This is a genomic window from Acidobacteriota bacterium (assembly GCA_020853395.1).
Taxonomy (GTDB): domain Bacteria; phylum Acidobacteriota; class Vicinamibacteria; order Vicinamibacterales; family SCN-69-37; genus JADYYY01.
This window is the reverse complement of the sequence record JADYYY010000018.1, coordinates 46,860-59,911: the sequence shown is the minus strand read 5'-3', so window position 1 is coordinate 59,911 and position 13,052 is coordinate 46,860. Positions and strand designations below refer to the sequence as shown.

The 13,052-nt window shown below is 69.5% G+C and carries 12 protein-coding genes; 8 read left to right on the top strand and 4 right to left on the bottom strand.

Translation table 11 applies throughout. From position 1 onward, the window contains the following. The 3 genes from IT184_16535 to IT184_16525 form a co-directional block, all read right to left on the bottom strand. A partial coding sequence (locus IT184_16535) for a sigma-54-dependent Fis family transcriptional regulator (protein MCC7010418.1) occupies positions 1–1,276 on the bottom strand: 1,276 nt, incomplete at its 3' end. A gap of 3 nt (positions 1,277–1,279) precedes the next feature. Then, positions 1,280–2,491, bottom strand: a complete 1,212-nt coding sequence (locus tag IT184_16530; GenBank protein MCC7010417.1) for a hypothetical protein — start codon at positions 2,489–2,491, stop codon at positions 1,280–1,282. Between the two features lie 167 nt (positions 2,492–2,658). After that, positions 2,659–4,659 (bottom strand): ABC-F family ATP-binding cassette domain-containing protein, encoded by a 2,001-nt coding sequence (locus IT184_16525; GenBank protein ID MCC7010416.1) that lies wholly within the window; start codon positions 4,657–4,659, stop codon positions 2,659–2,661. Positions 4,660–4,921: 262 nt separating this feature from the next. Here IT184_16525 and IT184_16520 point away from each other — a divergent pair, with 262 nt between their 5' ends. The 5 genes from IT184_16520 to IT184_16500 are packed head-to-tail and all read left to right on the top strand — an operon-like array spanning position 4,922 to position 8,869. Then, complete coding sequence (locus tag IT184_16520) at positions 4,922–5,530, top strand: sigma-70 family RNA polymerase sigma factor (GenBank protein MCC7010415.1); 609 nt, start codon at positions 4,922–4,924, stop codon at positions 5,528–5,530. Positions 5,531–5,563: 33 nt separating this feature from the next. Then, positions 5,564–6,235, top strand: coding sequence for a zf-HC2 domain-containing protein (locus IT184_16515; protein ID MCC7010414.1), 672 nt, complete (start codon positions 5,564–5,566; stop codon positions 6,233–6,235). Between the two features lie 9 nt (positions 6,236–6,244). Beyond that, the gene (locus IT184_16510; GenBank protein MCC7010413.1) at positions 6,245–6,934 is read left to right on the top strand and encodes a hypothetical protein; all 690 of its coding nucleotides are present in this window, start codon (positions 6,245–6,247) and stop codon (positions 6,932–6,934) included. 16 nt (positions 6,935–6,950) lie between these two features. Next, positions 6,951–7,463 carry a hypothetical protein gene (locus tag IT184_16505; protein MCC7010412.1) on the top strand — a complete coding sequence of 171 codons (513 nt, stop codon included), beginning with the start codon at positions 6,951–6,953 and terminating at the stop codon, positions 7,461–7,463. Beyond that, positions 7,460–8,869 carry an amino acid permease gene (locus tag IT184_16500; protein MCC7010411.1) on the top strand — a complete coding sequence of 470 codons (1,410 nt, stop codon included), beginning with the start codon at positions 7,460–7,462 and terminating at the stop codon, positions 8,867–8,869. The genes IT184_16505 and IT184_16500 overlap by 4 nt, the downstream gene beginning before the upstream one ends. On the opposite strand, the gene IT184_16495 is transcribed toward IT184_16500, so the two are convergent. After that, positions 8,856–9,314: a PEGA domain-containing protein gene (locus IT184_16495; protein MCC7010410.1), complete on the bottom strand. Its 459-nt coding sequence runs from the start codon at positions 9,312–9,314 to the stop codon at positions 8,856–8,858. The two genes, IT184_16500 and IT184_16495, sit on opposite strands and share 14 nt — an antisense overlap. A gap of 601 nt (positions 9,315–9,915) precedes the next feature. Here IT184_16495 and hslV point away from each other — a divergent pair. Genes hslV through IT184_16480 form a run of 3 tightly spaced genes read left to right on the top strand, consistent with a single transcriptional unit; the run spans position 9,916 to position 12,938 of the window. Beyond that, positions 9,916–10,449 carry an ATP-dependent protease subunit HslV gene (hslV, locus tag IT184_16490; protein MCC7010409.1) on the top strand — a complete coding sequence of 178 codons (534 nt, stop codon included), beginning with the start codon at positions 9,916–9,918 and terminating at the stop codon, positions 10,447–10,449. Then, a complete protein-coding gene (gene hslU / locus IT184_16485) occupies positions 10,450–11,847 on the top strand; it encodes an ATP-dependent protease ATPase subunit HslU (protein MCC7010408.1) in 1,398 nt (465 codons plus the stop codon). After that, a complete protein-coding gene (locus tag IT184_16480; GenBank protein ID MCC7010407.1) occupies positions 11,844–12,938 on the top strand; it encodes a hypothetical protein in 1,095 nt (364 codons plus the stop codon). Before hslU ends, IT184_16480 begins: the two co-directional genes overlap by 4 nt. Positions 12,939–13,052 lie beyond the last annotated feature (114 nt).

The window sequence follows — 13,052 nt, the reverse complement described above, 5'->3', positions numbered from 1 at the left end:
TCGACATCCTGAGCGACTCGACGACGGCCTGCCGCTCGATCTCTTCCAGCGGGATGCCCGTCGGCGGGATCTTGACCGCCGGCGCGCGCTCGGAGCTCGACGAGGGCGACGACTGATCGCCAATCTGTAGGTCGGCGGCGCGGACCGTGCCGCCCTCGGCCAGCAGCACGGCGCGCTCGACCACGTTCTCGAGCTCGCGGATGTTGCCCGGCCAGTTGTGCCGCATCAGCACCTTCAGCGCTTCCGGATCGATGCCGTCGATCTTCTTCTTCAGATCGCCGGCGATCCGGCGGACGAAGAAGTTGGCGAGCGCGGGGATGTCTTCCTTGCGGTCGCGGAGCGGCGGCATCTCGACCGACACGACGTTGAGCCGGTAGAACAGGTCCTCGCGGAACCGGCCGTCCTGGACCATCTGCGACAGGTTGCGGTTGGTGGCCGCGATGATCCGCACGTCCACGCGCAGCGTCCGCGTGCCGCCGAGGCGCTCGAACTCGTGTTCCTGCAGCACGCGGAGGATTTTGGCCTGCGTGCTCGGGCTCATGTCGCCGACCTCGTCGAGGAACAGCGTGCCGCCGTCGGCCTGCTCGAACCGGCCGATGCGCTGTTTGTCCGCGCTCGTGAACGCGCCCTTCTCGTGGCCGAACAGCTCCGACTCGAGGAGGTTCTCCTGCAGCGCGGCGCAGTTCACCTTGACGAACGCCCGCGACGCGCGGTTCGAATTGTGGTGGATCGCGCCGGCGATCAGCTCCTTGCCGGTCCCCGTTTCGCCGCGGATCAGCACGGTCGAGTTGCTCCGCGCCACCTTCTTCACCATCGTCAGCACGTGCTGCAGCGCGCCGCTCGCGCCGACGATGCGATCGAAGTCGTACATGTCCTGCTGCTCGTGGCGCAGGTACTCGACCTGCGACTTCAGGTGACGCAGCTCGATCGCCTTCTCGATCTTGAGCTCCATCTCCTCGATCTCGAACGGCTTCTGGACGAAGTCGAAGGCGCCGATCTTCATCGCTTCGACCGCCGTGTGGATCGAGCCGAACGCCGTCATGAGCACCACCGCCGCGGTGGGCTGGATCGATCGCGTCGTCCGCAGCACGTCCATGCCGTCGGCGCCGCCCATGCGCAGGTCGGTGAGCACGACGTCGAACTGGCTCTCCTGCAGCCGCTCGATGGCGAGCGTGCCGTTGCTCGCTTCTTCCACTTCGTGCCCGGCGTTCGACAACGCCCGGACGAGCCCCTTGCGCAGCGAATCGTGATCGTCGACGACGAGAATGCGTCCCATGCCTTATCTCCCCAGACTGCCGGCCGATGGCACGACCGGCAGCGTCACCCTGAACGTGGCGCCGCGCCCAGGCGCCGACACGGCGTCGATCCGGCCGTCGTGCGCGTCGATGACCTTGCGCACGATGGCGAGGCCGAGGCCGGTGCCTTGTGGCTTCGTGGTGAAGAACGGACTGAAGATGCGCTCGAGATCGTCGGGCGCGATGCCGGGCCCGCTGTCCTTGATCTCGACGACGACCTGCGGCGCGAGGTACTCGCCCGTGCCGCCCGGCTCCTCCTGTCCCGGGATGAGCGACGTCCTGATGTCGACCTGGCCTTCGCCCTCGAGGGCTTCGAACGCGTTGGCGACCAGGTTCGAGAAGAGCTGCCGAAGCTGGTGCGCATCGGCGAGCAGATCCGAGACGTCCGGCGAAAGGTTCATCTGGATCGAGACGGCCCCGCGGCGCCGCTTGCCTTCGGCGAGCGTGATTGCGTCCTTCAGCACCTCCTCGATATCGACCCGATCGACCTGAAGTTGAATCGGCCGAACGAATTCGAGTACTTCGACGACGATGGCGTTCGCCATCTTCGCTTCCTTGATGATGTCGTTCAGCGTCTCGAGCGAGTCCGGGTGCTCGGCGAGCTGCCGCTTCAGCACGCCGGCCATGACCTCGATGCTCGCGAGCGGGTTCTTCACTTCGTGCGCGATGGCCGCGGCCATCTCCCCGAGCGCCGCGAGCCGATCGCGCAGCCGATCGCGCTCCTCCATCTGCTCGACCCGCGTCAGGTCCTTGAAGAACAGCGTGGCCCCCACGAGCGCGCCGGCATCGTCGTGGATGTGCGACAGGGTGTAGCCGATGGCGCGGCCCGTCTTGCGCAGGCGCATCTCGGCGCGGTTCGGCAGATCGGCGGAGTCGAAGGCCTGCTGCAGCACACGGCTGACCTCGGGGCAGTCGTGCAGCACCTCGGTGAAATGACGCTCGAGATCCCGCGGCCGGTGCTGGAGCCCGAGCACGCGGTAGGCGAGGTCGTTCATCGCCGCCACGCGGCCGGCTCGCGTGATCGCCAGCACGCCCGTACGCAGGTTGAAGACGAGATGACGAAAGAACCGGTCGCCGACCTCGTCGGGAGCCGGGGACGCCGGGCCATCGGCGCCGGCAAGCGAAGTGGAATCCGCGCGCCCGGCCTTCGGGCCAGCCGGCGCCACGTCGTCCGCGTGAGTCGATTGACGAGGCATCTCCGTGATCTCCGGCGTTCGCACGTGGGGGCAGCCAAGGCAAGGCGCGTACCGCTCCGCAGCCTGGAAGGCCCACGAAATCTGTCCTGACTTGCCCGCCCGTTCCCCGAGTGGCCGGCCGGATGATGACAGAAGTCGCGCGGAATTACAAAGATGTAAGTTTCAGACTATTCGAGAATTCCCTGCGTTTGAAGGGCTTCCCACTGGTTCATCAGGTCGCCGACTTCCCACATGAGATTGCGATGCTCGGACACGATCGCGTCCGCTCGAGCGCGATCGTCGTAGAAGCCGGCGGCCGCCATCCTGGCCTCGAGATCCCGGATTCTCTGCTCGCGATCAGCGATGCGCGCCTCGAGGTCCGCGATGCGCCGGTCGCGTGAGTCCAGGTCCCGGCGGCGTTTGCGGGCTTCCGCGTCAGCCTTCTTCTTCTGTTCGTACGAGGGCGCCGGTGTGGTGGACGGCTGGGGCTCGGGCGCGCGCTTACGCGGCGCGGCCGGTGGCGTCGCCGGCGACGGCTGGCGCGCAGGCGCGGCCGACGACGATGGCGGCGGGCTCGCCGCCGAGCGGGTCTGGCGGCTCCAGAGGAACTGCTCGTAGGTGCCGGGATAGACCTCGATGGCGCCGTGACCGACGGCGACGATCTTGGTGGCGAGCTTGTCGACGAAATAGCGATCGTGCGACACGAAGATGAGCGTGCCGCCGAAATCCTGGAGCGCGTCGAGCAGCACGTCCTTCGAGTCGAGGTCGAGGTGGTTCGTCGGCTCGTCGAGGAGCAGCGTGTTCGAGGGCACGAGGAGCATGCGAGCGACGGCCAGGCGCGTGCGTTCGCCGCCGGAGAGCACGCCCGCCTTCTTGTAGATGTCGTCGCCGGAGAAGAGGAACCCGCCGAGGATGTTCCGGATCCCCGGCACCATCCCGACCGGCGAGTCGGCTTCCATGGTTTCGTAGACGGTCTTGACGGGATCGAGCCGGTTGGCCTCGTCCTGCGCGAAGTACTGCAGCACCACCTGGTGCCCTTCCCGCCGGGTCCCGCGATCGGGCGCCTCGGTGCCGGCCAGCAGGCGCATCAACGTGGACTTGCCGGCGCCGTTGGGCGCGACGAGCGCGATCCGGTCGCCGCGCTCGATGTGCAGGTCGACGTCGTCGAGCACGACGTTGTCGCCGTACGCTTTGCGCGCGCCCTGCAGCTCGAGCACCGTGCGGCCGCTCTTCGGGCACGACGGAAACGTGAAGCGCACGCGCTTCCGTTCCGGCGGGACCTCGATCGGCACGACCTTCTCGAGCATCTTGATCCGGCTCTGCACCTGGGCGGCTTTCGTGGCCTGATACCGGAAGCGATCGATGAAGGCCCGCATCCGGGCAATCTCCTCGTCCTGCTCCTGCTTGGCCTTGCGCAGCCGATCGAGCCTGGCGTCACGCTCGACGAGGTACTTGGAGTACGACCCGACGTAGTCGGTGATCGTGCGGAGCGAAAGGTCCGCGATGCGCGTGCAGGCCGCGTCGAGGAAGAAGCGGTCGTGCGAGACGAGGATGACCGGATGCGGATAGGACGAGAGGAACGTCTCGAGCCAGTTTCGTGCGTCGAGATCGAGGTGGTTCGTCGGCTCGTCGAGCAGCAGGAGCGTCGGGCGCCCGAGCAGCAGCTTCGACAGGGCGATGCGCATCTGCCATCCGCCCGAAAACGTCTGCGTGAGCCGGCCGAAGTCGGCCTTCGAGAACCCCAGGCCCTCGAGCACCTGCGTCACGCGCAGGTCGATGCTGTGTCCCTCACCCCGGCGAAAGGCCTCCGACACCTCGTGGTACCGGACGAGCAGCATCTCGTGCTCGCCGTCGGGCAGCGCCGGGTCCGCCAGCGCGTGTTCGATGCGATCGATCTCCGCCCTCGCCTCGAGCAACGGCTGAAAGGCGAGCGACGCCTCGTCGAACACGGTGCGGCCGCTGTGCTCGATGCCGTCCTGGGGCAGGTAGCCCACCGTCAGGCCGGCCGGCTTGACGATGGCGCCGCGATCGGGCTCGTCGAGGCCGGCCAGCATCCGGAGGAGCGTGGTCTTGCCGGCACCGTTGGGGCCGCACAGACCGACGCGGTCCCCGTCGCCGACCGTCCACGTGACGTCGTCGAGCAGGACCCGGTCCCCGAAAGACTTGGTCAGGCCGGTGAGCTGAATCATGGACGAGCGGTGATCCCGGCCCTCAGGCCGGTCGGCCCGTCCGGGGGTAATCCTGTACTGTACCATCCGGCCCGGTTCCGGGCCAGCCGCACGAGCCGGTATACTGAGGAGCACCGGCTCATTCGATGGTCGCCGCGGCTCCCGTCCATCTCCGGGTCCGCCGGCGGCGGCGTCGTACCGACTGCCGGGTGCCGCCAGCCGTCTAACACAGCGAGGGACGACGGATGCCAGCGCCTCCGCTTCGATCCCTGCTCGAGCCCTGATGATTCGGACCGATGAGGAACTGGTCGCCCGCGCGACAGGCGGCGACCTCGATGCGTTCAACCAGCTCGTCACGCGCTGGGAACGGCCGATCTTCGGCCTGGCGTACCGCACGCTCGGGCGCGAGGAAGATGCCCGCGACGTCGTGCAGGAAGCGTTCATGCGCGCCTACCGCGGGCTGCGCGGCTTCAAGGGCGAGGCGAAGTTCTCGTCGTGGCTCTATCGCATCACGCTCAATCTCTGCCGCGACTGGGTCCGCAAGGAGCGCCGGGCGCCGGTCGTCCAGATGCCTGAAGGCGCGGACGCCGTCGATCTGGCCGACGCGCAGCCGTCCCCGGCGGAGTCGGTCGAGGAGCTGGTCGCGCGCCGGGAGATGTCGGCTGCCGTCGCCAGGGCGATGGCCGAGCTGCCCGCCGAGCAGCGCCTGGCCATCGTCCTCAAGGAATATCAGGGCTTGACGTTCCAGGAGATTGCCGACCAGCTCGGCTGTCCGCTCAGCACCGTGAAGACGCGGCTGTACCAGGGACTTTCGGTCCTGCGGCGGCGACTGGAGCGGCAGCAGGGGCAGGAGGCCGCGCTCCGCCGGGCGACGTGGGAGAGCACGACGTGAAGCTCGTGGTGGTTGTCGAGAGGCGATGTCCGTATGTGTGAAGACCGGGAACGACTGATCGGGTACGTCTACGACGAATGCGAGCCCGCTGAGCGCAGGACGATCGACGCGCACCTCGGGGACTGCGTCGACTGCCGGCAGGAAGTGCGCGCCCTGCGCGCGACGCGGCAGGATCTGTTGGCCTGGGAGGTGCCGGAACCCGGTCCCCTCTGGCGGCCGTTCGCGGCGCAACGGCCGGCGTGGTCGTCGATCCCCGCATGGGCGATGGCCGCGGCGGCCGGTCTCGTCCTGGCGGTCGGTGCCGCGGGCGGCGCCATGACCCACGCCCTCCGTACTGCTGCGGCGCCTGCCGCGGTGGCCTCGAACGATCCCGCCGCAGCCGCGCCGGCGCTCCAGAGCACGGTGATGCGGCTCGAACAGCGCGTCCGCGATCTCGAGCGATCGAACGAGACGATGGGCGAGCTCGTGCGCGTGTTGTCGAGCCGGCCGGCCGCCGGCGCGCGCGAGGCGGAACCGGGCCAGTCGAACGTGGCCGATCTCGCTCATCAGCTCCGCGCTTTGACGGAACGCCAGGACGAGCTGTCGCGCACGGTGACGATGATGGGCATGGAGACCATGGACCTGAAGAGTCGTCAGGTCGGCCTCCAGCGGCGCAACGAGATGCTCGTGTCGCTCTCCCTTGGCCAGAGCGCGGCAACCCGATAGGTGAGGACCATGACGATGCGGCTGTGTGGGAGAGTGCTGGCGGCCCTGTTGGTGTCCGCTCCGGTCTCGGCGCAGACGGCGCCGCCGAGCGACCCGGCGAAGCCCCAGGTCCAGACGTTCGAGATGGTGCTGAGGACCGCGGTCGAAACCGGCGGGCAGAGCTTCGCCCGGCGCGCGGCCGAGATCACGCCGGACATCGCCGAGCTGAGCTTCTCCACCGGGGAGTCGCCGGTGGTCAGCGGCATCGCCGATCATCAGCTCGGGCTCTACGTCTTCCAGGTGCAGGTGCCGAGCGTGTCGCTGACGCTGCAGGTCATGAACCTGATGATCAATCGGCCGCCGCTCGGACGCCCGGCGTCTGGCCGCGTCGCTGCCGACGTCGTGCAGCCGGACGTGGCGGTGCCCGGCCGGCGCGACGCGGCCGTCGGCCGCCCCGACCTGGTGTGGATCTACCGATCGGCGGTCCGCGATGCGCTCGTCGACGCGATCGTGGACAACTCCGGCGGGCTGCCCGTCGGTCCCACTGACACGTTGCTCATCTACGCCAGCGGCATCGATCCGGCGATGCAGCCGTCGCTCCTCCGGGAGCCGACCAACAAGCTCGTGCTGAAGGCGAGCGGGGCCGACCTCATCGCCTATCGGCAGAACAAGCTCTCGCGCGAGGAGTTGAAGGGGCGTATCAGCGTCGGAAGCTTCTGAGCTAGAATCCCGACACATGTTCCATCGACTCCGGGCTCCGCTCGGGCTGGCGCTCGCCTTGGCCGCAGCCGCGGCATCCAGCGCCTGCGGGCCCGCCATCGACCTCACGAAGATCAGCGTCACCGACACGATGACCGGCTGGTTCGACGCGGGCGTCAAGGACGGGCTCAACAAGCTCGTGCCCAGCGTCAGCTTCCGGCTGAAGAACGACGGCACCGTGCCGGCCACCGAGATCCAGTTGACGATCGGCTTCTGGCGCGAAGGCGACGACGGCGAGATGGACGGAAAGGAAGTGCGCGGGCTGGGCTCCGAGCCGTTGCAGCCCGGCGCCGCCAGCGAGCCGATCCTCGTGCGCGCCGACACCGGCTACACGCTCGAGCAGCCGCGCTCCGAGCTGTTCACCCACAGCATGTTCAAGGACGTCACCGCGCGGATCCTCGCCAAGCGCGACGGCAAGATCGTGCGCATCGGGGACGTCCGGATCGACCGCCGCATCATCCCGCGCCTCGCCGCGTCCGCCGCCCAGTGAGCTCCTCCGCGGCCGGCACCGTTCCGGGCCAGGCCGAGGCCACGCTGAGCCGCCGCCTCGGGCCGGTGGACGCCGCCGCCATCGTCATCTCCAACGTCATCGGCGGAGGCATCTTCTTCGTGCCGATCCTCGTCGCGCGGCTCACGCCGTCGGCCGGTGCGATGCTCGGCGTGTGGCTCTTCGGCGGATTGCTGGCCTTCGCCGGGGCCATGGCCTACGCCGAGCTGGCGACGCTGCGGCCGCGCGCTGGCGGCGAGTACGTCTACCTGCGGGACGCGTACGGCAGCCTGGCCGCGTTCCTGTCGGGCTGGACGTCGTTCGTCGCCGGCTTCTCGGGCGCGATTGCCGCCGGCGCGGTGGCGCTCGCCGACTACATCGGCCGGTTCGTCCCTGCCGCGGCCAGCCGCGAGACGCTGCTCGTGCTGCCGCTGCCCTACGTGCCGCTGACCGTGACGCCGCAGGCAATCGTCGCCATCGGCGCCATCGTGGCGCTGTCGATGGTTCATCTCCACGGCACCGGCCGGATCGTGCACAACCTGCTCGCCGGCCTGAAGGTCTCGGCGCTGGCCGTCTTCATCGCCATCGGTCTGTCGCTCGGAGACGGCCAGGCCGGCAATCTGGCGAGCACGCACGACGTGCCGAATCCCAGCATCAACTGGCTGCTCGCGCTCGTGCCGGTGATGTTCAGCTACTCGGGATGGAATGCCGCGGCGTACGTCGCGGAAGAGGTGAGAGATCCGGGCCGCAACCTGCCGCTCGCGCTGTTCGGCGGCACGCTCGTCGTCGTCCTGTTCTATCTCGCGCTGAACGTGCTCTTTCTCTATGCGATGCCGGTGAGCGACATCGCGGCGCTCGACGGCCGGCTCACCGACATCGTTGCCGAGCGGCTGTTCGGGTTCGTCGCCGGCAACGTCCTCGCCGTGTTCACGATCATCAGCATCGCGGCGAGCGTGAGCGCGATGGTCTGGGCCGGTCCGCGCGTCTACTACGCGATGGCGCGCGACGGCGTGTTCTGGCCGTCGGCCGCGAAGGTGCATCCGAAGTTCCGCACGCCGGCGATCGCCATCGGCGCACAAGCAGCCTGGAGCAGCGTGCTCGTGCTCTCGGGCACGCTGTCGGCGCTCGTGGCCTACACGGGCTTCGCCGTCGTGCTGTTCGCCGGGGTGGCGGTGCTGGCGGTGTTCGTGCTGCGGCGCCGGCATCCGCACGCGGAACGGCCGTTCAAGGCGTTCGGCTACCCGTGGACGCCGGCGCTGTTCGTGCTGGCGAGCGCGCTGATGGTCGGCAACGAGATCTGGAACAGCCCGCGCACGTCGCTCGCCGGGCTGGCGGTGATCGTGGCGGGCGTGCCCCTCTACTGGGTGTTGACGCGCCAGCGGCGCGTTCGTCGTCTCACTTCTTCTTGAGCTTCGCGCGTTCGGTCGTCGTCTTGCCGGGCGTCACCACGACTTCCGTCCGATAGGTTTCGTAGCCCTCGGCGCGCACTTCGATCTCGTGCCGCCCCGCGTCGACCTCGAGGTGATCGCGCAGCCCGTCGAAGTCGTCGACCATGCCGACGAGCGCTCCGTCGACGTACACCTTCGCGTGCCGCGGGTTCATGCGGAGCCTGACCGATCCCATGAGCCGGTCGTCGTCCCGATCGCGGTCGCGATCGTAGGCGCCGCCGCCGGCGCCGCCGTACATGAACGGGTCCCACGGGTCAGAGTAATACGCGCCGTAGGGGACGAAGCCGTAGAGCCCGTAGTACCCGAACGGCGAGTAGCGCCAACCGAACGGGTTGTAGCCGTAGTATCTCGAGCTGTAGACGCTGCCGCCGAAGTACCAGGGCGAGTAGTAGCGCCCGACGAACACTGGTCGGGTCGGCCGAACCTGGACGAACGGCCGCGCGATGGCCTGACCGCGGAACTCCGTCGCCGCTCTCGCGCCGCGGCTCCGGGCGAGGCGGACGCTGCCTGGCTCGGAGGCGCGGGACGCACCGGCGTTTCCGCCGCCGCGTCGTTCAGAGGCGGCGGCCCCTGTCGATACCCCGCCCCGGGGTTGCGCGCCACCCGCGCTCCGCGGCTGCGCAGTGGCCGGCGCGCGCCGTGCCACGGGCGGCTCGTAGCTGCCGCCGCCGCTCGAGCTGTCGCCGCCCGACGAGCTCGAACCCGACCCGGAACCCGAGCTGCCCGAACCGGAAGACGAACCGCCGCCTGCGCTGCGCGGCACTGCCTGGCCCGCGGCCGGCGCGGCGAGCGCCGCGACGAGAAGCGAAGCGCCCGCGAACGTCAGGATCCTGGTCATGGGAGCCTCCTGGTACGTGACTGCCGCTACTGCAACTCTACTGCCACCACGACGCTGATGCGAGAGCGTTCGACGTTCCATCGGCGCGCGGAGTGTCCTCGTCGCTTGCCCTCTGCGGCTGACAGCACTACGATGCGAAGAGTCCCGTCGATCGCCGTCCTCCTTCCTCATGTCCGCCACGCATGCCACCACCGTTCTCGGCGTCCGCCACCAGGGCCGGGTCGCGCTCGCGAGCGACGGGCAGGTCACGCTGGGGCAGACGGTCGTCAAACACCAGGCCCGCAAAGTGCGCCGGCTCTATCACGAGCGCGTCCTGGCCGGGTTCGCCGGCACCGCGGCCGACGGCTTCGCGCTCTTCAGCCGGTTCGAAGGCAAGCTCGAGGAACATCGAGGCAACCTCGAGCGCGCGGCCGTGGAGCTCGCGCGCGACTGGCGGACCGATCGCGCGCTGCGCCGGCTCGAGGCGATGATGCTCGTCGCCGACGCGCGCGCGATGTACCTCGTCTCCGGCACGGGCGATCTGATCGAGCCGGACGACGGCGTGATGGGCATCGGATCGGGTGGGGCGTTCGCGCTCGCGGCGGCGCGGGCGCTCGTGCAGCACAGCGCGCTGGACGCGCGCGGGATCGTCGAGCGCGCGATGGCGATCGCGGCCGATATCTGCATCTACACGAACAGCCGGCTCGTGGTGGAAGAGATCTAGATGGTGCCGACGCCGGTCCGCGAGTCGCCCGTCTCGCCGGCGCACGCGCTGACGCCGCGACAGATCGTCGCCGAGCTCGACAAGCACGTCGTCGGCCAGGCGAAGGCGAAGCGGGCGGTGGCGATCGCGCTGCGCAACCGCTATCGGCGGCAGCGGTTGCCGGCCGACATGGCCGACGAGGTCGCGCCGAAGAACATCCTGATGATCGGACCGACCGGCGTTGGCAAGACCGAGATCGCGCGCCGGCTCGCCCGCCTGGCGCAGTCGCCGTTCCTGAAGATCGAAGCGTCCAAGTTCACCGAGGTCGGCTACGTCGGCCGCGATGTCGAGTCGATGGTGCGGGACCTCGTCGAGATCGCGGTGAAGATGGTGCGCGAGGAGCGCGAGGTCGAGGTGCGCGAGCGCGCGCGCCAGGCGGCCGAGGAGCGGCTGCTCGACCTGCTGCTGCCGCCCTCGCCTCCCGTCACCGCGTCGTACGGTGAGGCGTCCCCGAGCGTCCCCGGGGCCGCGGAGGCGGCGACGAGCACGCGCGAGCGCCTGCGCGAGCAGTTGCGGGCAGGCCGGCTCGACACGAAGTCGGTCGAGCTCGACGTCCGCGATCGCGCGATGCCGTCCTTCGAGATCGTGCAGGGCTCGTCCGTCGAGGAGATCGGCGTCAACCTGCGGGACATGCTGCCGGGGTTCTTCCAGGGGAAGACCAAGCGCCGGCGGATGCGGGTCCACGAGGCGTTCGAGTACCTCACGGGTGAGGAAGCGCAGAAGCTGATCGACATGGAAGGGGTCGCGCGGCTCGCGATCGAGCGCGTCGAGCAGTCGGGCATCGTCTTTCTCGACGAGATCGACAAGATCGCCGGGCGCGAGGGCGCGCACGGCCCGGACGTGAGCCGCGAAGGCGTGCAGCGCGACATCCTGCCGATCGTGGAGGGCACGACCGTCAACACGAAGTACGGCATGGTGAAGACCGATCACGTGCTGTTCATCGCGGCCGGCGCGTTCCACATCTCCAAGCCGTCGGATCTCATCCCGGAACTGCAGGGCCGGTTTCCGATTCGCGTCGAGCTCGAAGCGCTCGGCCGCGACGAGTTCGTCCGCATCCTGACGGAGCCGAAGAGCGCGCTGATCAAGCAGTACACGGCGCTCATGGCCACCGAGGGCGTCACGCTCGAGTTCACGCCCGAGGCGATCGCGCGCATCGCCGAGCTGGCGACGCTCGTCAACGAGCGGACGGAGAACATCGGCGCCCGGCGGCTCCACACCGTGATGGAGCGGCTGCTCGACGAGGTCTCGTTCCATGCGCCCGAGCTCGACGGCCAGTCGGTTCGCGTGGACGCGCCCTACGTCGATCGCATGCTCGAAGACATCGCGCGGAGCGACGACTTGTCGAGGTACATCCTGTGATCGTGCGCCCGGCCCGGGCGCTGTTGTTCCTCGTGAGCCTCGCGGCCGCCGCCGGCGGATGCGGCAAGAAGGGCAACCCGCTGCCGCCGCTCAGGCCCGTGCCGGCCAGGATCGCGGATCTGGCCGCCCACCGCGTCGACGATCGCATCGCGCTCACCTTCACGGCGCCGGGCAACGCCGACGGCACGACGCCTCCAGCAACGAGCCGCGTCGAGATCTACAGGGTGGCGACCATGCCGGGCGCCGCCGCGCCGTCGGCCGCGCAGATCCTCGCCGGCGGCAGGGAGCCCATCGCCGTCATCGCAGTACGGCCGGCGGCCGGCGGCGAGAAGCCGCCGTCGCCAGCGGCGACGACGGCGCCGCCAACGGCGGGTGAACGCGCGACGTTCGTGGACGTGGCCGACTCGGCCCGCATCAACGGCGCCGAGGCCTGGAGCTACGTCGCCGTCGGCGTCGCGGGGCGCAACCGCCGCGGCCCCGTATCGGCTGCCGTGCAGGTACCGCTGAGCGCGTTGCCGCCTCCGCCCGACGGGTTGGTCGTGACGTCGGATGCGACCTCCATCCGCGTGGCGTGGGACGCGCAGGCGGCCGGTCGAACGGTTCGAGTCTTCGCCGTCGATCGCGCTGGTACCGGCGCGCCCTCCGTGCTCACGGCGACGCCCATCGCCGGCGCGGCGTTCACGGCGCCCGTCGAATTCGGCCGAGAGCGCTGCTTCGCCGTGCGCGCCGTCACGGTGTCGGCCGCGACGACGACGGAGGGGCCGATGTCGGCGCCGGTCTGCACGACCCCCGTGGACAGCTACCCGCCGCCCGCGCCGGCCGGGCTGCAAGCGATCCAGGAAGGCGCGTTTGTGACGCTCAACTGGACCGGCGTGGAAGCGGCCGATCTCGCCGGATACGTGGTGCTTCGAGGCGACGACGAGGGGCGGTCGATGCTGCCGCTGACGCGCGCGCCAATCAAGGAGACGACCTACGTCGACCGGACGGCGCGGGCCGGCGCGACCTACACCTACTCGGTGTACGCGGTCGACACCGCCCCCACGTCGAACGTGAGCGAGCAGTCGAATCGCGTCACCGTCGCGGTCCGCTGACGCGTCGGGCTGACTTATCATTGATTCGAGACCCGCTCGACGAGACGGCGTGCGCGTTCAAGCTTGGCGCGCCGGTCCGGCATGCCATCGCAGGGCCGCCACGTCGACGCCAAG